The organism is Haloferax sp. YSSS75 (assembly GCF_046764215.1).
In the GTDB taxonomy this organism is placed as follows: Archaea; Halobacteriota; Halobacteria; order Halobacteriales; family Haloferacaceae; genus Haloferax.
The window spans coordinates 662641-683498 of record NZ_CP177206.1 but is presented as its reverse complement, the minus strand read 5'-3'; the positions used below and the strand labels follow the sequence as shown (position 1 = coordinate 683498).

General features: G+C 63.9%; 22 protein-coding genes. 15 read left to right on the top strand and 7 right to left on the bottom strand.

Going from position 1 to position 20858, the window contains the following annotated elements; genetic code table 11:
- Position 1: 1 nt before the first annotated feature.
- Complete coding sequence (locus ACK3R5_RS03610; RefSeq protein WP_411965689.1) at positions 2-1252, top strand: SPFH domain-containing protein; 1251 nt, start codon at positions 2-4, stop codon at positions 1250-1252.
- Positions 1253-1328: 76 nt separating this feature from the next.
- Here ACK3R5_RS03610 and ACK3R5_RS03605 read toward each other — a convergent pair whose 3' ends face one another.
- The 3 genes from ACK3R5_RS03605 to ACK3R5_RS03595 form a co-directional block, all read right to left on the bottom strand.
- On the bottom strand, positions 1329-1850 hold the full coding sequence (locus ACK3R5_RS03605; RefSeq protein ID WP_411968093.1) for a CoxG family protein: 522 nt from the start codon (positions 1848-1850) through the stop codon (positions 1329-1331).
- Between the two features lie 59 nt (positions 1851-1909).
- Entirely contained in the window at positions 1910-2917 is a 1008-nt protein-coding gene (locus tag ACK3R5_RS03600) for a hypothetical protein (protein ID WP_411968092.1), read from the bottom strand.
- A gap of 175 nt (positions 2918-3092) precedes the next feature.
- On the bottom strand, positions 3093-3773 hold the full coding sequence (locus ACK3R5_RS03595; RefSeq protein WP_411968091.1) for a hypothetical protein: 681 nt from the start codon (positions 3771-3773) through the stop codon (positions 3093-3095).
- A gap of 198 nt (positions 3774-3971) precedes the next feature.
- Here ACK3R5_RS03595 and ACK3R5_RS03590 point away from each other — a divergent pair, with 198 nt between their 5' ends.
- The 9 genes from ACK3R5_RS03590 to ACK3R5_RS03550 all read left to right on the top strand — a co-directional run bounded on the left by ACK3R5_RS03590 (position 3972) and on the right by ACK3R5_RS03550 (position 11950).
- Positions 3972-4598, top strand: a complete 627-nt coding sequence (locus ACK3R5_RS03590) for a helix-turn-helix domain-containing protein (RefSeq protein WP_411965685.1) — start codon at positions 3972-3974, stop codon at positions 4596-4598.
- A 93-nt stretch (positions 4599-4691) separates the two neighbouring features.
- On the top strand, positions 4692-4844 hold the full coding sequence (locus ACK3R5_RS03585) for a hypothetical protein (protein ID WP_411965684.1): 153 nt from the start codon (positions 4692-4694) through the stop codon (positions 4842-4844).
- Between the two features lie 140 nt (positions 4845-4984).
- Positions 4985-6433 (top strand): hypothetical protein, encoded by a 1449-nt coding sequence (locus ACK3R5_RS03580; protein ID WP_411965683.1) that lies wholly within the window; start codon positions 4985-4987, stop codon positions 6431-6433.
- Between the two features lie 77 nt (positions 6434-6510).
- On the top strand, positions 6511-7494 hold the full coding sequence (locus tag ACK3R5_RS03575; RefSeq protein WP_411968089.1) for a 4,5-dihydroxyphthalate decarboxylase: 984 nt from the start codon (positions 6511-6513) through the stop codon (positions 7492-7494).
- A 4-nt stretch (positions 7495-7498) separates the two neighbouring features.
- The gene (locus tag ACK3R5_RS03570) at positions 7499-8275 is read left to right on the top strand and encodes an ABC transporter ATP-binding protein (RefSeq protein WP_411968088.1); all 777 of its coding nucleotides are present in this window, start codon (positions 7499-7501) and stop codon (positions 8273-8275) included.
- Between the two features lie 84 nt (positions 8276-8359).
- On the top strand, positions 8360-9559 hold the full coding sequence (locus ACK3R5_RS03565) for an ABC transporter substrate-binding protein (RefSeq protein ID WP_411968087.1): 1200 nt from the start codon (positions 8360-8362) through the stop codon (positions 9557-9559).
- Positions 9560-9587: 28 nt separating this feature from the next.
- Positions 9588-10406, top strand: a complete 819-nt coding sequence (locus tag ACK3R5_RS03560) for an ABC transporter permease (protein ID WP_411968086.1) — start codon at positions 9588-9590, stop codon at positions 10404-10406.
- 100 nt (positions 10407-10506) lie between these two features.
- Positions 10507-11121: a winged helix-turn-helix transcriptional regulator gene (locus ACK3R5_RS03555; RefSeq protein ID WP_411968085.1), complete on the top strand. Its 615-nt coding sequence runs from the start codon at positions 10507-10509 to the stop codon at positions 11119-11121.
- 109 nt (positions 11122-11230) lie between these two features.
- Positions 11231-11950, top strand: a complete 720-nt coding sequence (locus tag ACK3R5_RS03550) for a hypothetical protein (RefSeq protein WP_411965677.1) — start codon at positions 11231-11233, stop codon at positions 11948-11950.
- Between the two features lie 67 nt (positions 11951-12017).
- Here the strand turns inward: ACK3R5_RS03550 and ACK3R5_RS03545 are convergent, their stop codons facing one another.
- Positions 12018-12287: a hypothetical protein gene (locus ACK3R5_RS03545; protein WP_411965676.1), complete on the bottom strand. Its 270-nt coding sequence runs from the start codon at positions 12285-12287 to the stop codon at positions 12018-12020.
- Between the two features lie 309 nt (positions 12288-12596).
- On the opposite strand from ACK3R5_RS03545, the gene aglD reads away from it, so the two are divergent.
- Positions 12597-14465, top strand: a complete 1869-nt coding sequence (gene aglD / locus ACK3R5_RS03540; protein ID WP_411968084.1) for a flippase domain-containing glycosyltransferase AglD — start codon at positions 12597-12599, stop codon at positions 14463-14465.
- A gap of 24 nt (positions 14466-14489) precedes the next feature.
- On the opposite strand, the gene yjjX is transcribed toward aglD, so the two are convergent.
- On the bottom strand, positions 14490-15008 hold the full coding sequence (gene yjjX / locus ACK3R5_RS03535; protein WP_411968083.1) for an inosine/xanthosine triphosphatase: 519 nt from the start codon (positions 15006-15008) through the stop codon (positions 14490-14492).
- Positions 15009-15029: 21 nt separating this feature from the next.
- Positions 15030-15815, bottom strand: a complete 786-nt coding sequence (locus tag ACK3R5_RS03530; RefSeq protein ID WP_411968082.1) for a helical backbone metal receptor — start codon at positions 15813-15815, stop codon at positions 15030-15032.
- 245 nt (positions 15816-16060) lie between these two features.
- On the opposite strand from ACK3R5_RS03530, the gene ACK3R5_RS03525 reads away from it, so the two are divergent.
- From ACK3R5_RS03525 to ACK3R5_RS03510, 4 genes are all read left to right on the top strand, one after another.
- The gene (locus ACK3R5_RS03525) at positions 16061-17065 is read left to right on the top strand and encodes a transcription initiation factor IIB (protein ID WP_411968081.1); all 1005 of its coding nucleotides are present in this window, start codon (positions 16061-16063) and stop codon (positions 17063-17065) included.
- Positions 17066-17224: 159 nt separating this feature from the next.
- Entirely contained in the window at positions 17225-18295 is a 1071-nt protein-coding gene (locus tag ACK3R5_RS03520; RefSeq protein ID WP_411968080.1) for a DNA-methyltransferase, read from the top strand.
- 150 nt (positions 18296-18445) lie between these two features.
- Positions 18446-19141, top strand: coding sequence for a type I 3-dehydroquinate dehydratase (locus tag ACK3R5_RS03515; protein ID WP_411968079.1), 696 nt, complete (start codon positions 18446-18448; stop codon positions 19139-19141).
- A 27-nt stretch (positions 19142-19168) separates the two neighbouring features.
- Positions 19169-19564: a zinc ribbon domain-containing protein gene (locus ACK3R5_RS03510; RefSeq protein ID WP_411965666.1), complete on the top strand. Its 396-nt coding sequence runs from the start codon at positions 19169-19171 to the stop codon at positions 19562-19564.
- Positions 19565-19612: 48 nt separating this feature from the next.
- On the opposite strand, the gene ACK3R5_RS03505 is transcribed toward ACK3R5_RS03510, so the two are convergent.
- The gene (locus tag ACK3R5_RS03505; protein ID WP_411968078.1) at positions 19613-20788 is read right to left on the bottom strand and encodes a 3-dehydroquinate synthase II; all 1176 of its coding nucleotides are present in this window, start codon (positions 20786-20788) and stop codon (positions 19613-19615) included.
- Between the last annotated feature and the right edge of the window lie 70 nt (positions 20789-20858).

Here is a 20858-nt window from a genome sequence, read left to right as displayed (position 1 = left end):
TATGGACCTACTTGCTCTCCAGGTGGGGCTTGGGTTGGGAAGTGCCGTCGCTGGCCTTCTCGTCCTCGCTCTCGCCGTCGTTACGGTATATCAGATGGTGGAGATTGTCGACGCCTACGAGAAGAAGGCGCTCACAGTCTTCGGGGAGTACCGACGTCTCCTCGAACCGGGTATCAGCTTCATCCCGCCGTTCGTCTCTCGGACGTACGCGTTCGACATGCGGACGCAGACACTCGACGTGCCCCGGCAGGAAGCGATTACGCGCGACAACTCGCCGGTGACCGCCGACGCCGTCGTCTACATCAAGGTCATGGACGCCAAGAAGGCGTTCCTCGAAGTCGACGACTACAAACGTGCCGTCTCCAACCTCGCCCAGACGACGCTCCGTGCCGTCCTCGGTGACATGGAACTCGACGACACGCTGAACAAGCGACAGGAAATCAACGCCCGCATCCGCAAGGAACTCGACGAACCCACCGACGAGTGGGGTGTCCGCGTCGAATCCGTCGAAGTCCGCGAAGTCAACCCGAGCGCGGACGTCCAGCAGGCGATGGAGCAACAGACTTCCGCCGAACGCCGCCGGCGTGCCATGATTCTCGAAGCACAGGGTGAGCGTCGCTCTGCCGTCGAGAAGGCGGAGGGTGAAAAGCAGTCGAACATCATCCGCGCACAGGGTGAAAAGCAGTCGCAGATTCTCGAAGCGCAGGGTGACGCCATCTCGACGGTGCTCCGAGCGAAATCCGCCGAATCGATGGGCGAACGCGCCATCATCGACAAGGGGATGGAGACGCTCGAACGCATCGGACAGGGCGAGTCCACGACGTTCGTCCTCCCGCAGGAACTCACCTCGCTTCTCGGACGGTACGGCAAGCAGTTGACCGGGTCCGACATACAGGACGCCGAAGGCCTCTCCAGTCTGGAGTTCGACGAAGAGACGCGCGAACTCATCGGACTGGACGATATCGAGGAGATTCTCGGTCAAATCGACCAGGCCGCCGAGATGAACGTCGAACAACTCGAACAGGAGGCAGAGGCCATCAAGGCCGGTGCCGAAGTCAACGACATCAAGTCGCCCGACGAGGTCATCGCAGAGGCCGACGAGGAAGAAGAATCTATCAAATCACCCGACGAAGTCGTCTCGGAGGACGACGAATCCGAGACTGTCTCGGCCACCGAGGTGACCAACGGGGAGCAGTCCGACGCCGACGAAGACGACGAGTCGGAGATGACCTACGAGAAGGACCTCGAATAAAACGACTGCATCCCCGACGTGTCACCCGATCCAAACGAGACGCACGAAACGTGACCGAACCGGACGGCCCGGCGCGTCACTCGTCCGCTTCGACGCGGGCGCGGACGTTCTCGAAGTACGCCTCAACGTCACGCTTGACGATTGGGCGGAGCAGTCCGGGGCCGAGCGACGAGACGCCCCCGGAGAATCCGACTTCTGCGGAGTACGAGAGGATAGTCGTCTCGTCGTCGCCCTCCGTCATCTCCATCGCCGCGAGGATGTCGAAGTCGGTTCCAGTCTTGGTGTCGTGTGCGACGCCGCTGGCGACGACCCAGTCCGGTTCGTTCATCTCGACGAGTTCCATCTCGCCTTCGAGCGAGACGGTGAGGTGACTCACGCCACGCGAGATGTGGACGTCGTAGACGCGTTCGGAGCGGCGGTCTATCTCCTCGGCACCCGGGACGCACGACGAGAGGACCTCTGGGTCGGAGATGAGGTCCCACACGGTGTCTTTGTCGGTCGGGAGTTCGACGGCGTCGGCGAATTCGAGGCGCTTGTCGCCCGACGGGGTCTCCGCCGACGACTCTTCTTCTGTCGATGTGGTATCTGTGTTACTCATGATTCGTAGGAAACCGACGCCACCGTCGGGAGACCGACGGAGACGGCGTGACGGTCAGTTTACAGTTCGACGATGCTGAACGTGTTCTCTTCGACGTTGACGTCGCGGTAGTTGTTCTCTTCGTCGGTGATGTTGATGACGTAGGTGACGTCCTTCGGTTCGGCGTCCTCCGGCACGTCCCACGACCCGCCCCAGATTGGTGCGGGGTGCTCTTCGTCGTCACCGGCCCACTGCAGTTCGACGGTGACGTCGTTGTCCATCTCGACGACCATCTCGTCGATGGTCTCGTTGCTCACCGGTTCACCCGACGCAGGGTCGTAGACACCGACGTCGAAGACGACGGTCATCCCCGGGACGAACGTCCGGGAAGTCCCACAACTGGAGACCAGTCCGCCTTCGGGGACTGCCCCACTGGCGACGAGTTCGTCGGTCACGACGTAGTTCTTCGGGTGGAAGTCCTCGATGATGGTGAACTCGTCGGCGGCCACCTCGACGTTCTGGAACTCCGAATTCTCCGCGCTGACGTCTACCGAGTACTTGATGGTACCAGGTTCGGCATCTTCGGGAATCGCCCATCCCCCATTCCAGTATGGGTGGGGGTGCTCTTCGTCGTCGCCGGCCCACGTGAGGTCGACGGTGGCGCCGTTGTCCATCTCGACGGTGACGCCGTCGAGGGTGTCGTTACCAACCGATTCGCCGGTGTCGGGGTCGTAGACGCCGACTTTGAAGACCGCATGCATGCCGGGCATGAACGTCCGCGTCGGCGCACAAGCCGACACGAGGCCCGCGTCTTTCGGGATGCCCTCGGATCCGGCGATGAGGTCCTCGCTCAGGACGTAGTTCTTCGTCGGTTCCGGCGTCGCCGTCGTTGTCTGGGGCTCGGTCGTGGTGTCCTCCTGTTGGCCCTGACTGCTACACCCTGCGACGACCGCGCTCGTCCAGACGGCGGCGTTCGCTGCGAGGAACTTTCGGCGCGTCGCCGCTGTGCGACTCTGGAGTACGGTGCTGGTACCGCCGTCCCCGTCTGTGGGGCCGGCCGCGTCACGGTCGGAATTGTCGTTGCTCATCTCCATTCGTACCCACCAACAACCACTCACTAAATCTGGCTCTGCGATATACAGACGTTTTTCAACCGCGCCCACGCGCGCTGCACCGCTACTTGGTCGGCGAGACGGAGGTGTCGTCCGGTGACGAACCCCAGAAATCTGTTCGGTCGGTGCTGGCCCGGTCAGCCCGCTGTGGTCACGCGTCGGCGTCGACGAGAGTGAATTGGCCTGTCTGGACGACCTCTTCGCCCGACCCGGTGTCGACGACGACATCGTAACTGTAGTCGCCGGGTGCGAGGTCAGCGGTGTTCGGGAGTTTACCACCCCACTGGTTATCGATGTGGTCGGCGTGAGGACCGTCCCACGAGAGCTCCTGCGACGGCACGTCTGCGTTGGGGAACCGCACAGTCACGCCTTCGAGGAGGTCCGGGCCGATGATTTCGCCAGAGTCGGTCTGGAAGATGCCGACGAGGAACCCCACGGGAGACCCCACAGGGAAGAGCGATTCGGACGGACAGGTAGTCGTCGCCCCCCCACCCCCACCTCCCGAATCTGGCGTGGGGGTCGGTGTCGGTGTCGGTGTCGGTGTCGGAGTCGGTGCCTCCGTCTCCCCGTCCGTGGGAGTCGACGTCGGGGATGTCTGCGTCGTCCGGTTCGTGACCGTGGTTGAGGTGGTTGAGGTGGTTGTCTCGTTGTCGTCATCATCGCCGCCGCCGCCGTCGTCACCGTTGCCGGCACACCCCGCGACGCTCATGGTGAGCCACGTCGAGGCCCCGGCGGCCACGAGTCGTCGCCGCGAGAGACGACTGTTCGCTACGTCGATACCCTCGTGAGTCGGCTCGGTGCTCCCGTCTTCTCGAGTCGGTTCGTTGCGCATCGTGTGCAACGGAGGGTGAACGACCCCCTAAATTCGGGTTTGGAGAATACAGGGGTTTATCCCTGCGGTGACGCCAAACCGCCGCGTCTGCCCGTTCAACGTACCCCGGACCGTCGTAGAGGTCACTCGTGTTGTCGAATTCTCAGTTTTCAAGAAATTCGGTCCGTATTCATCAAGGCGTAGGTCCAAGGTTCGCGCATGTCCACTTCTGAGGGGGAGTTCTGGGAGGAACAGTCGAACGGGAGGGATGCCAAACCCATCGACGTACGACTGTCAGTCTGTCCCGGCGACACAGTGGAGTGTGCGCCGTCCGCATCAGAACAGACGCGGATTCGCCAATCGTTCTGTCTCGGAAGGGACGATACGCCGGACTGTCAGCAGATAGCAACCACCGACGGGGAGTACAGGAGCTACTCGCCGTGTTCTGAGTGCCCGTGTACCATCTTCAGGACCGGAGACTGCATCGCCACGTTGGAGGAGAATCGGGACGGGCGACTAGTCTACTCGGTCACGCTCCCGGACCGGTCGGGACTGCCGGCCCTCGTGGACGAGCTTCGAGACACCGGGGCGACGGTATCCGTCGAGCGAATCCTCGCCATCGGCAAGGAGACTGACGACCCGCCGGTGTTGACCGAGAAACAGCGGTCTGCGCTGACCTGCGCGCTGGAGACGGGCTACTACGACCGCCCACGGAAGGCGACGCTCGACGACCTTGCGGCGGAACTCGGCATCTCGCCGTCCGCAGTGTCCCAGCGGTTGAACGCCGTCAACAGACGCCTCATCAAGAAGTACTGCCAGCAGTCCGAACTGGACCGCCGGGAGTGAGCGTTCGGTGGCCGAACTACCGGTCATACATTATTATCTAAACATTACAGGGAAACGGATTGCCCCTTCGAGGATGGAACGTCAGCTGTCACGATGTCCCGTCATCACTTCCACTGTCCATCCTGTGGGGCCGACGTCGTCGTCGACGACGTGATTCGGAGGAGTATCCTCGACGAGGGCTGTCTGCTGTGTCTCGCAGCCGTGACTGACGACGCCTTCGAGGCTACCGTCGGAGCCGAATCGTAGTCGCCGACCTGGGACCCGTCGTCCTGCCAGCACCGGCACTGTGGACAGAGCGAACCCACTCGAAATACGCGCCAATTTAAAGGCCTTCATATTCCCCGAACGACCGTAAGTGCGCGTTGACCGAACTCTCCGCTAGAACCATGGCGCAGAATACCGATATCTCCGCGGAACTCGAAGACAAGCTCAGCCAACACCGGAGACGGCAGACACCAGCCTCGGGGACGCTCGTGATGGGCACTCAGGAGGCCTACGTCGGCGACGAGGTGACGCTGATTGGCCGCAACCTCCCCGAGTCCATCGAACTGGGCGTCGTCTGGAACACGGTAGACGGCAACTGGGGCGTACTCAAGGCGAACGAGATACTCGGCCCGCAGTACCGGTCCCGTGAGGAGGAACTCACGAGGGTCACCACCGACGCCGACGGGAAGTTCGACGAGACCATCGAGATTCCGGAGGACTACGGCGGGTCCCACGTCGTCGAACTCCGCGCGCCGGACGGGACGAACCTCGGACAGGGCGAAATCGAGGTCAAGCCCTGGTTCGAAATTGAGAACCGCACGGCACCACTCGGCGACGTCTTCACCATCAAAGGGTACGGCCTCGGTCCCAACCCGCTTACGAACAACTACCAGGTGACCTGGGACAACGGCATGGTCGGCTTCATGACCGGCGTGATGAACAACGGGACGGCGACGGCCCAAATCCGCGCGGCGGGCCCCATCGGTGACCACGTCCTCCAGGTCTGGCGGAACTACCGCGGCGTCCCGTTCCTCCAGAACAACACGCAGTCACCGTACGGTCCGGTCGCAGGAGGGCGGAAGTCCTCGTGGACCGTCGAGACGACCGAACCCGAGGGCGAACCCGAAGCCATGTGGGTCGACGCGCAGTTCGACGAAGGCCCCCTCGAAGTCCACTACCCCGACATCGACGAGGAGACGGACGCCGAACTCGAAATCACACCCACGTCGGGACAACCGGGTACCTCGGCGTTCATCCGAGGAGAGAACTTCCCAGCGGGCGCTGAGGTCGACCTCGTGTGGTACCGCCATCAGGGCCACCGCGTGAAGGGCATCCCCATCACGCCCGTGCCGCAACCGGACGTCCTCCCGTCGGTGACCGCCGACGAGAACGGGTCGTTCCAGGTGGAAATCGAGATTCCGCGAGACGTCGGGTCGACCCGGCCGATAACCGCGGAGATAGACGGCACGTCCGTCGCCGTCACCGGTTTCATGATGCAACCCGACGTGGTCGACATCTCGCCGAAGAAGGGTCCGGTCGGCACCGAAATCGACATCAAGATAACCGGCGTCGGGTGGACCGTCTACGAGAACGCGCCGTACTTCGTCTACGACAACAAGCCCGTCGGCTACGTCTGCGGCGTCGACGACGAAGAGGAAAACGGCATCACACACATCAAACTCCGCGCCTCCGGCGAACCGGGCTACCACTTCATCGACGCGTACCCCTGTATCTTCGAGATGCGCGACGAGGAACCGAACTTCGAGATAAAGCCTCACCTCTCGTACCTCGACAACCACCCGGTCCGCCCACTGCCCGCGTTCCACTTCGCGTTCGAAGTCACCGAGTGACGCCGCCTCGGTGACTCGGCGCGCCGTCGAACCGCACCATCGAACTGCGCCGCCGACCGCCACCACCTCACCTACACATGACCGTTGACCTCACCCTCGCGTGCTACCCCTACGAGTGGACGACGTCGCTCTGGGACGGCCGCGTCGAACCCCAGGGCGTATCGCTCACGACCGTCGACTACCCGAACCCCGAGCGGTTTCGCCGGATGGCCCGGCGACTGGAGTTCGACGCCTGTGAGATGTCCATGGGGACCTATCTCGCGTCGCGTCGAGCGCCCGCGGAGTTCCCGTTCACCGCGATTCCGGTGTTCCCGTACCGCCGGTTCAGACACTCGTACATGTACCGTCGGCAGGACGCGGACGGGGCGACTCCGGCGGACGTCGACGGCGCTCGGGTCGCCCTCGTGAACTGGCAGACGACGACTGGTATCTGGCAACGAGGCATCCTCGCCGACCGCTACGGTGTCGACCTCACGTCCGTCGACTGGGTCGCCACGGGGACGGAGATACTCGAACTCGACCCCAGCGGCTACGACATCGACTACCGCGCCCCGCCCGATGGGAGCGCGGTTCCCCACCTCGAAGAACTGGTCGAAGAGGACGAGGTTGACTTCGTCCTCACGCCGGTCCACCTCCAGACCGACGCGGCCGAGCGTCTCTTCGCAGAACCCGTCGAAACGGAGAAGCAGTACTACCGGGAGACAGAAATCTTCCCCATCATGCACACCGTCGTCGTGCGAGACGACGTGCTCGCGGAGCAACCGTGGGTCGCACAGAATCTCTTCGACGCGTTCGAGGAGGCCAAACAGGCCGCCCTCGACTCGCTGGACCGCCCGCGGCGGTTCCCGCTCGCGTGGTCGCAACCGCTCGTAGACGAACAGCGGGCGGTACTCGGAGACGACCCCTGGGAGTACGGCCTCACGGAGCGAAACGTCACCACGCTCGAGACACTGGTCCGGTACGCCCACGAACAGGGTGTCGCCGCCGAACAGTACGATGTCGAATCACTGTTCGCGACAGAACACATCGACCAGCGCTGGTTCGGTTCCGGGGGGACGTAACACCGTGGCACCAAGAATCACCGTCGAGAACGTCTCGAAGCGGTACGGGAACGGCGTCGGCGGGGTTCGCGTCCTCGAAGACATCTCGTTCGAGGTGGAAGACGGGGAGTTTCTGGTCCTCGTGGGCCCCTCCGGGTGCGGGAAGACGACGCTCCTGAAGGCCCTCGCCGGCCTCGTCGAACCCTCGTCCGGGTTCGTCGGTGTCGACGGTGCCCCTGTCGACGGCCCCTCGGACGACGTCGCGATGGTGTTTCAGGACTTCCTGTTGCTCCCGTGGATGACTGTCCTGGAGAACGTCGCGATGGGACTCAAGGTTCAAGAAGGGATGGCGGCGGGACCACGGCGGGAGGTGGCCCGCGAGTGGATCGACCGAATCGGCCTCGGTGGGTTCGAGAATCACTACCCGTCGACGCTCTCCGGCGGGATGAAACAGCGCGTCGGACTCGCCCGAGCGCTCGCGGTCCGACCCGACGTCCTCCTGTTGGACGAACCGTTCGGCTCTGTCGACGCCCAGACGAAACACGATCTTCAAGCGGAGTTGATGGAACTCTGGAACGACGAACAGAAGACGGTGGTCTTCGTCACCCACGACATCGACGAGGCCGCCTTCCTCGCGGACAGGGTCCTCGTCTTATCGTCGTCGCCGGCGACTGTCGTCGGCGAAGTCGAGGTCGATATCGACCGGCCACGGTGGAATCGACGCCTCGAAGTCGAAGGCAGCGACGCGTTCGCGCGAACCAAGCAGTACGTCTACGACACCATCGGACTCACCCACGAGTGACCCCGTCGCTCGGCGGTCGCTGATAAAGGGATGTATATATTAGAAACGTAGATATGCGGCTCCCGACCGGAGAGTTCGATTGTTATGAAGCGACAGCTCCGTTCGGGTAGCGCGGACGACATGTCGTCCCGCCGTGCCATCCTGGCGGCGACGGGCGCGGGTATCGCGACGGCCATCTCTGGGTGCCTCGGAGCCACTGGGTCGACCGGTGGGAGTGAGGAAACCACGACCGAGGAGAGTTCGGCCACCGCGACGACCGACGCCGAGAACGAATCCACTCCGGAGGCGTCCGAACGGCAGGACATCACCTACCGCGGGCGGTTCAAACGCGTCGGACTCGCCCCCGCCGTGAACGACGGCGGTATCGCCCTCGGCGCGTGGCGAGAACAGGGCCTCGACGTGGAGTACGTCACCTCCTCGGGCGCACAGGCCGCCGCGAAGTCGGTCGCCAGCGGGAAAGAGAAGTTCGGGAACGGCGGCATCATGGCCGTCCTCCAACTCATCGAAAGCGGGGCACCGCTGGTGGTCCTCGGACAGGTCGCAGACCCGATGGGGGGCGTCGTCTCGCTGAAAGAGACCGGCATCGAGTCGTGGACCGACCTCGAGGGAAAGGTCGTCGGGATGTTCCCGTTTGGCAGCACCGGCCCCGCGGCCAAGACGGCGATGCGGACGGCTGGCGTCGACGTCTCGAAGGTGACCTTCCAGAACGTCCAGCCGGGAGCAGGACTGAAACTGCTGCTCCACGGCGAACTCGACGCGATGATAAAGTACTTCCCGCAGATGCAGGACCGACTCGAAGCCGAAGGAGAGGAAGCGAACGTCCTGAAGACGTCGGACGTACTCGACCACCTCGGCGTCACGCTCTACACCCGCCGCGAGGTGGTCGAGAACGAACCGGACCTCGTCGACCGGTTCACCAAGGGGTGGCTGAACGCCTTCCAGCTCTGGGCGACGAACGTCGACGAGGTCATCGACGTGTACAAACCGCTCGCAGCAGGCGAGTTCGACGAAGAACTCGAACGCCGGACGCTCGGTGACCTCTACGCCTCGCAAGTGCCTCCGAAGGAGATAGGCCTCGAATACGGGAAGGGGTGGACGCCGCCGGAGAAACTCCGGCACACCGTCGACATCGCCGAGCGCGCGGGACTCATCGAGGGGAACCTCGACCCAGAGACGGTGTACACGAACCGTTTCATCGAACAGAACCAGGAACTCGCCGTGGAGACGGCAGAGACACTCTACGAGACACTACAGGAGTACGATGCGGGCCCGAACAGCGTCTGACCAACTGTGACCCAATGGACCCCTCCCCATGAGTAGACGAACCGAGTCGGAGTACCTCCCCGACCTGACGGCACCGGACGTCGTCCCGAAAGTGACGACGCCAGCGTTCCCGTCGCGGCGGACGGTCCTCCCCGGGATAGCGCTGGTGTTCGTCGTCGTCGTGTGGGAGTTCGGCCTCCCAGTGATTGGCGTCGAGTCCTACATCCTGCCGACGCCCACGGCCATCGCCGGGGCGTTCGTCGCTAACCACGAGGTCATCCTGTCGCAGCTATGGGTGACGATTTCGGAGTTCCTCGCCGGGTTCACGGCGACAGTCGTCTCGGGGTACTTACTGGCGCTGGCGATGACGTACTCGCGGACGCTCGAGGCGACAGTCTACCCGTACGTCGTCGTCGTGCGGTCGATACCCGTGGTCACCCTGTTGCCGATATTCATCATCTGGTTCGGCTTCGGTATGTCGTCCATCGTCGTCATCAGCTTCCTCATCAGTTTCTTCCCGATGGTGGTCAACTCGCTGTCTGGGTTCAAGTCGGCCGACGAGGACCTCGTAGAGATGCTCGAGAGCTTCTCTGCGACCCGGCGAGAGGTCTTCTGGAACGTCTACCGCTACGCCTCGTTGCCGTCGGTGTTCGCCGGCTTGAAAATCTGTACCATCCTCGCCTTCACGGGCGCCATCGTCGGCGAGTTCCTCATCGGGCAGGCAGGCATCGGCTATCTCATCTTAGAGTACAACGGTTCACTGGCGACACCGGAGATGTTCGCGAGCATCTTCGTCGTCTCGGCGACGGAACTCCTCATCTTCGGGACGATTCACCGGGTAGAGTCAGTCGTCGTCGACTGGCGGTGACGCCCGTGGGGGCACCCATCAGGACGCGTGACCGTCCGGAAGCCCGACGTTCCGACGTGGCGAAGCGCTTTTCTCCGGGCCGTATCGTATGTCCACATAGATGTCGAATCGACAGATAGACGACGAAAAGCGCGCGACGCTCCGTCGGTTCGCCGCTCTCGGTGCCGCGAGTCCCCTCGTCGGCCTCGGGTCGGGAACCGACGACGAGACGGGGTCGAGCGACGCGCGTGACGCTATCGTCGGGTACGTCGCGTCCACACCGGGCGCGCACTTCTCGAAAGTACGCGACGATTTGAAATTAGGGACTGGTGAGACCCAGTACCACCTCCGGAACCTCGTCGACGACGGAACACTCGACGTTCGCCGCGACGGCGACTACAAACGCTTCTTCGTCGCCGAGCGCTTCACCGAGTTCGAACAGGTCGCCCTCGGCTATCTCCGCCGCGACACGCCGCGCGGGATGCTCGTCGCCCTCCTCCGAACCCCCGAGGCCACCGGTAGTGAACTCGCGTCCTCGCTCGACGTGTCGCGGGCGACGGTGAGCACGTACGCCAAAGAACTGGACGCGGTTGGCCTCCTCTCCCGCGAGGATGGCTACGCCGTCCGCGAACCCGAGACGGTCATCACACTCTTGATTCGCTACGCCGACTCCTTCGGTGCCGACGCGGCGGCGTTCGCCAACGACGCCGCCGGGTTGATTCGGTTCGACCCCTAGACACCACTGATTCGGTCTTTGAACCCACCAGTACAGTTACATCTCCGAGCAGAGAACGGTCGGATACACCGAGGTGCCACGTCGGTCGAACACGGCACCAACTCACCGCATGTCTTCCAATTTCACGATCCGACTGTACGTCGACTCGACGTCGGCAGGTGACTTGCTCACGTCGATTGCAGCGGGGATACAGTCCCACGGGTGGACCTACGACGAAATCTACCCCGGTATGTACACGATAAACGAGGAGTTCGACTATGCGACTACAGATGACGGTCTGGAACCCGATGCAGGGAGCCTCGAAGACGGAATTCAGACTGTTGCCGGCGTCGGAGTCGGTTCAATCTGCCTCTCGCAGGAACTCGAAGGGAGCATCCGAGGTCTTCGAATCTTTCTTCGCAATCCCGAGTTCGTGACACCCGAAGATGGTTCCGACCCGGGTTCGGTTCGGGCCGTGGACCTCGTCACCAGTTTCAGATACGTCCTCGCCCACGAGTCGGTGATGCTCCACTTCCTCGAACTGCTCGTCACACTCGTTCGGGACATCGACCCCGAACTGGCGTTCGCAGGGTCCGAGTTCAAGATTCCATACGTGACGCACACCGAACTCCAGACGGCCCCGGTACGAATCGCTCCGTGTACGTACTTCGGACCGACTGCCAGTGACTACATGGGCCGAGACCACCTCGTGTCTGCCCCTGCGAGACTTGTGAAGTACGTCAGTGACGGGATACTACTGGTCGCCTGCCCCACCTATGCGGGTGGATGCTACGAGGTCGAAGATTCGATAGCCGAACATCTCGGCGTCGAGTTCTTCGACGAATGGTGACAGAAATACGAGCCGTGTGGGGGAGGAGACCGATGGAGAACCGCACGTCACCGGGACTGAGAACCGATTAGACCGTGACTTTCCACGTCGTGCCCGACGAGTAGCCCCACTTCTCGATGTCCACGTCGAACTCGCCGTCGAGGAGGGGGCGCATGTTCGCGCCGACTTCCTTAGCCGTGAGGTCCAGGTCCTCGGCGATGAGGCGCGATTTGAAGTACATCTGTGAGTCCGCGTTCTGCCGGAGGTACTGGAGGATACGACGTTGTTTTTCCGAGAGAGAACTGGTGGTGTCGAGGGACTTCCCTTCGACGGCGGCGGTGGTGGCAGTCGTGCTCATATCTACACACAGTACAGAGACGCCTATCAGGGGTTTGGTACACTCGGTTAACACCACGTTGTCGTGCGATTTTGTCGCCGAACGGTGCGCTCGAAGGGGTCATCGGACCCGCCGCAGGTACGGTCGCCTAACACCCACACAGCCCAGACAGTTCACGGCGAGGACAGACGAACGCCACAGTGCCACTCGGACTGTCGAGCGACCGAACGTGTCGTCGGGGGAGACTGTCACACTGAATACTCCGTCTAGACGGATGTTACCCGACCGAAGACAGAAAATTCATACCCGGATAGCGGCCATACGACGACAATGGGTCGCCCGACAGACCGACGCACGGCCAACTCCGTCCAGACCGGCGTCGAAGTGAGCGTCGTCCTCCCCGCGTACAACGAAGAGCGGACCATCGAGAACACGGTCCGCGTCACGGTGGAGACGCTCGAATCGTTCCTCCCCGCCGACGCGTTCGAGGTCATCGTCGCAGAAGACGGCTGCGACGACCGAACCCCCGAAATCGCCACGCGAATGGCCGCCGAAGACGACCGGATTCGACACTACCACAGCGACGAACGACTCGGCCGCGGTGGCGCACTCGAACGCGCCTTCGCCGCCGCAGACGGCGAGACACTCGTCTACTTCGATACGGACCTCGCGACGGACATGGGGCACCTCGAAGAGTTGGTCGAACGCATCCGCTCCGGTGAGTACGACGTCGCAACCGGGTCGCGGTGGATGCCCGAGCGCGTCGCCGACCGGCCCGTCAAACGCGGGTTCCCGAGTCAGGTCTACAACGGCCTCGTGCGCTTTTTCCTCCGGTCTGACCTCCGTGACCACCAGTGTGGGTTCAAGGCGTTCAGTCGGACGACCTTCGAGACGCTCCGTGACGACGTCGAAGACAACCACTGGTTCTGGGATACCGAGATGCTCGTCCGCGCGCAGCGTGCGGGCTTTCGCGTCGCCGAGTTCCCCGTCGACTGGGAACCGAAAGGGGACACGAAAGTCGACCTGGTCCGCGACGTCCTCGGGATGGGGAGTCAGATTCTCCGAACGTGGTGGCAACTGTCGGTTCGGCCACGAATCGACCGCCGGGTGACTATCGCCGCCGGCCTGTTGCTCACCGTCGCCGCCGTCGCGCTGATGACGCTGTACATCGACCCCTCGGAGGTGCTTTCGGTCCTCGAGGAGGCGAATCCCGCGCTCGTCGCCGCCGCCGCCGGCATCTACGTCCTCTCGTGGCCGCTCCGGGGCATGCGCTACCGCGACATCCTCAACGAACTCGGCTATCGCGAGTCGGCGAGTTTCCTCACCGGAGCGATATTCATCAGTCAGACCGGGAACCTCGTCTTCCCCGCCCGCGCCGGTGACGCCGTCCGCGCGTACGTCGTGAAAGCCAGACGCGGGATTCCGTATCCGTCTGGCTTCGCCTCACTCGCCGTCGAACGTGTCTTCGACCTGTTGACGATTGCCGGCCTCGCCGGCGTCGTCCTCGTCGGCCTCGCGGCGACTGGCGGACTCGCCGATATCGCGTCCGTCCTCGCGACGGGTGTCAGCGGCGGGTCCGTAGACGTCTCTGCCGACGACGTTCGGACCGTCGCCTACGTCGCCACCGGCGTCGGCATCGTCGCCATCGCCGGCGTCGTCGGTATCGCCCTGTCGGCGCGTGCCGACAAGAACTTCGTCCGCGCGTTCGTCGGCCGGTTCTCGTCGGACTCGTACGTCGAGTACGTCGCAGACGTCATCGAGCAGTTCGTCTCCGACCTGCAGGCCGTCGCCGGCAACCGCACCGCCTTCGGCCTCGTCGGGATATCGAGTCTCGCCATCTGGACCATCGACGTGGTGACGGCTATCGTCGTCCTCTACGCACTGGGCGTCGCTATCGACCCCGTCGTCCTCGTCGGCGTCGCCTTCTTCGCCGTGAGCGTCGGCAACCTCGCGAAAGTCCTCCCGCTGTCGCCGGGCGGCGTCGGCCTCTACGAAATCGCCTTCACCGTGTTCATGGCCGCACTGGCACCGGTGGCACCCGCAACCGCCCTCGCGGCGGCAGTCCTGGACCACGCCGTCAAGAACGCCGTCACGCTCGTCGGTGGCGTCGTGTCGATGCTCTCACTCAACGTCTCGCTGACGACGGCCGTCGAAGAGAGCGCAGAGGTCCGCGACAGAGAGTTCGCAGAATCAGAGTAACCGAGTGCAGTCGCGGGCGCGCGCTCAGTAGAGTTCGCTTCGGAACGGCGCGAGCGCGGCCGTCACTGCCGATTCGAGCGCGTCTGCCCGCGTGATTCGACCGCCGGTGAACGCGCCCGCCGCACCCTCGTTTTTCGCGATATCGTCGGTTCCGAGCACGTCGTCCATCACCGGACCGAGTTCTTCGCCGTCGCGGATTCGGTCGGCGATGCGGTCCGGGAGGAGGAACGTCGGGCCAGCGCCACGTCCGACACGCTCGCCGTCTGTCACCGCCGACCACATGATGAGATACAGGTCGTCGCCCGTCCCGTCACCCGACGGATACGCGGCGACACCGCCTTCGATACCGACACCGAGTTCGTAGTCGCCCGATTCGAGGGCGCGGCGCGCGCGGGTGACTGCGCCCGCGATGGTCTCGTCGTTCCCGTACGGTTGCTCCGAGACGCCCGACTCGACGGCGACTGCCGAGACGGTAGCGTCGGGTGTGGCGCGTTCGACTGCGCGGCGCTTCACCGGATTTCCACTGCCAACCGCGATGTCCATGTGGTCAGAGCGTCGGTGCGGTCATATGCTTCCATCGGATTCGCGCGCCGGGGGTGACCACGGGTCGGGCAGGTCGGCGTCGGGGTGGAAACACCGTGCCAGACGGTCGATACCGCCCAGCAACGCGGGACTCGGTTGATTGAGAAGTGAGTCGTCGATGGCGTGTACGTCGGCGTCGACGTCCCAGTTTCGTGCTGTGAACGCGGCGGGGTCACCGCGTTCGCCCTTCCCACAGGGGTGGAGCACGACGTGGTCGGGGGCGGCCGATTCGACGGCCTCTCGTGTGACTTCTCGGGAGCGTTCGCCGGCGTCGAGAAACGGATACGCCCCGCCGGCGGCCCGGACTACGTCGGGGACCCAGTTTCCCGCGGCCATCGGTGGGTCGGCCCACTCTTCGCAGTAGACAGTCGGGCGTGCCTCGTCGGCGACTGCCGTGGCGACGCTGTCGAGATGCTGCCGGCAGTCTCCGGCGAGCGACGCTCCGGCGGCCACGTCACCGGCCGCGTCGCATATCGTCGGGAACGTGTCGAACACCTCGTCGAGCGTCGCCGGTGCGACGTGTTCGACGTCGAAGCCCCTGTCTCGGGCCTCGGCGGCGACGTCCTCCTGCAGGTCGTCACAGGTACAGAGCACGTCCGGGTCGAGCGCGTCGATGCGGTCGAAGTCGGGATTCAACCACCCGCCGACAGCGGGGCGGTCCAGCGCCGAGTGAACGGTCGCTCCGACGACCCTGTCGGCGAGTCCGGCGGCGTCGAGGATGGCCGTCGCACTCGGTGCGAGTGAGACGACGCGAGAGGGTCCGGCCATAGATACACGTCCCACGAGGAGGAACGTGAAAAAAGATGTCTCGTGTTTCTACCGACGGCGGTACGCCGTCGATTTCGGCGAGTTCGGATTTACCCCGTGCGAGCCTCTGACACATGCAAAATTGGGAAAATCCGCGGCCGATACCAAACCATTTATGCAGTCGTCTACGGTCGTGAGTGTTACGGAAAGAATCCGGGTTCTAGCCGCCTCTACCCACCCCGCCCGGAGCACCCGCCGTCGTATCCATGAGTGAACGAATCTGGACCCGAAACCCCGGCGCACAGGACGAGAAAACGAAGCAGAACGGCCGACAGCAGGCCGAATCCGAAGAAGAGACCACCAAGGGCGACACGCTGAAGTGTCCCGAATGTGGTGGCCACGTCGTCACCGACGACGAACACGGCGAGACGGTCTGTAACGACTGTGGCCTGGTCGTCACCGCCGACTCCGTGGACCGTGGCCCCGAGTGGCGCGCGTTCGACGCTCGCGAGAAAGACGAGAAGTCCCGTGTCGGCGCCCCGACGACCAACACGATGCACGACAAGGGGCTTTCGACCAACATCGACTGGCGTGACCGTGACGCCTACGGGAACTCCCTCGGCGCGCGTCAGCGCCAGAAGATGCAGCGTCTCCGCAAGTGGAACGAGCGCTTCCGCACTCGTGACTCCAAGGAACGCAACCTGAAGCAGGCACTCGGCGAAATCGACCGCATGGCGTCCGCTCTCGGCCTCCCCGAGAACGTCCGCGAGACGGCCTCGGTCATCTACCGCCGCGCACTCGACGACGACTTGCTCCCCGGACGCTCCATCGAGGGCGTCGCCACGTCGTGTACCTACGCCGCCGCCCGCATGGCAGGCGTCCCCCGGTCGCTCGACGAGATTGCCGAAGTCTCGCGCGTCGAAAAGAGCGAAGTCGCCCGCACCTACCGCTACATCGCTCGCGAACTCTCGCTGGAGGTCAAGCCCGCAGACCCCGAGCAGTACGTCCCGCGGTTCGCCAGCGAACTCGGCCTCTCCGACGAGTCGAAGATGCGCGCGCGCAAACTCCTGAAGAACGCCAAAGAGAAGGGCGTCCACTCGGGTAAGTCGCCGGTCGGCCTCGCCGCCGCCGCCGTCTACGCCGCCGCACTCCTCACCAACGAGAAGACGACGCAGGCCGCCGTCAGCGACGTCGCAGACATCTCCGAGGTCACCATCCGCAATCGCTACCACGAGCTTCTCGAAGCGGAAGAGAACCTCGGCCTCGTCTGAATCGTCGACGCTATCGACGGCGCGAAGCGACGACTATCGGTTCAGTTTTCGGTTATTCGGTCTTCGAGCGACAGCACCGGGTGATGGAACACACCGAGACCGGATGGCCATATCTCACCGAGGAGAAACATTTTGTCGCCGGGTGAACACCTATCTACGATGCGCACGGAACACGCCCTTCGCGTGGGCGACGCCGCCGAGACAGGACTCGCCGACGGGAGTGTTGACCTCGTCGTCACCTCGCCGCCGTATCCCATGATAGAGATGTGGGACGACCTGTTTTCGGCGCGCGACGAGGCGGTGGCCGACGCACTCGCCGCGGGCGACGGCGACGCCGCCTTCGAGGCGATGCACGCGCAACTCGACGCGGTGTGGGACGAAGTCGAACGCGTCCTCGCGCCGGGTGGCATCGCCTGTGTGAACGTCGGGGACGCGACTCGGAGTCTTGACGGGTCGTTTCGACAGTATCCGAATCACGCGCGGGTTCTCACCGCACTCTCCAAACGAGGACTCGTTCCGCTTCCGGACGCAGTGTGGCGCAAACCGACGAACAGTCTGACGAAGTTCATGGGGTCGGGGACGCTCCCGACCAACGCCTACGTCACGCTGGAACACGAGTACGTCCTCATCGTCCGAAAGGGCGACTCCCGGTCGTTCCCGCCGGGCGACGAGCGACGCTACGAGAGTGCCTTCTTCTGGGAGGAGCGAAACCAGTGGTTCTCCGACCTGTGGGAGTTCACGGGGACGGCCCAGACCCTCGATTCGGGCACACGCGAGCGTTCTGCGGCGTTCCCGGTCGAACTCCCGCTTCGACTGATTCGGATGTACTCCGTCTACGGAGACACCGTCTTCGACCCGTTTACCGGCACGGGAACGACGACGCTGGCGGCCATGCTCGCGGGACGGAACTCGGTCGGGTGTGACCTCGACGCCAGTCTCGTGAGTGCGTTCGAAGGCCGAATCGACGACATCGAAGACCGCTCGCGACACGAAATCCAACGGCGACTCGACGCCCACCGTGCCTTCGTCGCCGACAGAGACGACCCACCCGGATACGAGGCGAAACACTACGACTTCCCCGTCGTCACTAAACAGGAACGAGACATCCGACTGTACGCCGTCTCGTCGGTATCGAAGTCGCAGTCCGGCGACGACCACCTGTTCACCGTCGACCACGAACCGGTCGACGAGACTGACCAGGCGACGTCGACGGACTCGCCGACCGAGTGACTGTAGACCTGCCACCGACCGAGTGACTGCAGACCCGCCACCGACCGAGTGACTGCAGACCCGCCACCGACCGAGTGACGACACACTCACCGACTGCGACGAGATTGCGGACACGGACACCGTTTTCTCACCGGCGGACAGACGAAGGGTATGGACCTGTCGTTCGATTCGTTCGTCCTCGCGGCGAGCACTGCAGACCTGACCGACGAACCCGCCGCCCGGGACGTTGCAGACGCCGTCGAGTTCAGGATGGACCTCGCAGACGCCCCACTCGACGCCCTCGACAGGTACGACGGGTCGCTCCCGATTCTCGCGACGAACCGCGCTGCGTGGGAGGGCGGTGAATCGGACGCCGCGGAATCTGACCGCCTCGACGCACTCGTTTCTGCCGCCGAGTTCGACACCGTCGCAGCGGTGGATATCGAACTTGCCAGTCTCCGCGACGAGACGGGGAGCGATGCCGCCGCGGAGGCACGCGCCGCGGGCGCGACAGTCGTCGCGTCCGTCCACGACTTCGACCGGACGCCTCCTCGGTCGGAGTTGCTCGCACTACTACACGAGGCGGCGACACTCGGCGACGTGGGGAAACTCGCCGTCACCGCCCGGTCGAACGCCGACGCGCTTCGCCTCCTCGATGCGACACAGACGGCCACCGAGTGGGGTGACACCGTCGCGACGATGGCGATGGGAGAAGCGGGGAGGCACACTCGCGCCGTCGCACCGGTCTACGGGTCGAAGATTGGGTACGCACCCGTCGAACCCGAAGATGCGACTGCGCCCGGTCAGTACGACGCACAGACACTTCGCTCGCTCGTCGCCGACCTGTCCGACAATCCGGACGTTTAACTGTACAGACAGCGAGGCCAAAGAACAATGGCCGATGCTCGCCGCCGTGCCGTAGTCGCCGCCCTCGTTGGCGTCTTAGGTGCCTCTCTCGGAATCGCCGGCGCAGGCCACGTCTACCTCCGGGAGTGGCGACGTGCCATCGCGTGGTTCACGTTCGTCCTCGGTGCGGGACTCGTCTTGGTCTCGACGTTTTCCGACCCGGCGACTGCGTCGGTGGAGACGCTCCCCACCGAAGTGACGGTGCCCGTCATCGGATTGTTGTTACTGAGCACGCTCGACGCCTATCGTGTCGGGATGCGCCCTCGTGGACAGACGAAAGATGGCGAACCGGCCTGTCCGATTTGTGGGGGCAAACTCGACCAGGACATCGACTTCTGTCCGTGGTGTGCGACGGAACTGGAATGGCACTACGTCGAGGAGTAGGTCGACTGCAGTACGGCGAGCGACCGCCGCGGTTCCGAACCGACCGCGTTACTTCTCGATGATGCTCTCTTCGACGGCCTCGCCGAAGTGTCGAGCAGTGTCTTCGTAGTAGATGAGAAGTTCGTCACCGGGTTCGAGGTCGGTGACCGCGGTCCGGCCGTCTCGCGTGTGGACTTTGATAGTCTCGGCGTTCTGCAGGAGTGTCGTGATTCGGTCGCCTTCGTACTCGGCCGTGATGCGGAACATCGGGCGTTTTTCTATCTTCACGCGCCCGACGATTGCCTCGCGGGTGTGGCCGTTCTGGTCGACGATTTGCACCTCGTCGCCGCTTTCGAGTTCCGAGAGATAGGTCGTCCCGCCGTCGGGGGTCCGCGCGTAGGCGTGGACCGCGCCCGCGTTCACTCTGAACGGTCGGGAGGCGACGTACGGTGATTCCGCCGTCTCTGCGTGTACAAAGAAGAGTCCACGGGACATCGAGCCAACGAGCATCCCCTCGTCGTGGTCCATGAGCGACCCGGTATCGACGCAGACCCGGTCGGCCATCCCCGTGCGTTCGACCTCTTTGACCTCTGCCCACACGAGGTCCAGCGACTCGCGTTCGGCCTCGTCGCGAATCTCGGTCGTCTTGCGAATCTCGTCGGGGTCGTCGCTGTCGAGGAGGACGCCGTCGGCACCGATTTCGAGCGTCTCGAACGCGGCCTGTGCCTCTTCGGCACTGGTCACACCGGCGATGAGGTCAGTCTCCTCACCGATGCGGGCGATGAGATTCTCCAGCGGGATGATAGTCCAGTCTTCGCCGACGACGATGGTGTAGTCGCCGTCGCGGGCGGCCGCTTCTGCGAACGCTTCGTACTCTTTGCTCAGGATGCGGACGTACGACCCGCTGGCCGGGTCGTCGTCGCGGCGGAGCGTCGTCAGGTCGGCAGACCCGGAGAAGTCCGACGGCAGGTCGACGGTTCCGTCGCCTTCGCCGTCTTTCCCGACGATGTACGCGTCGGCGCGAACGTCGGGTTCGTCGTCACCCTCTGCTTCCATCACGTGGACATCGGCATCGGTCCGGAACGCGGCAACCTTCACGTCACCGAGTTCGCGGACCTTCTCGACGTCGCCTTCGTCGACGAGGACCCAGTCGACGCCAGATTCGAGGCCCGCCGTGATGCGGCGCTTCCGCGTCTCCCAGTCGCCGACCGTATCGTCGGCTTTGAGCCAGACGCTTCGTGTCATTATCGACCACACAAGGTCGGTAGGCTTGAACGTGGCGGATGAATCAACCGACAGCGATGTGATGCGGCCG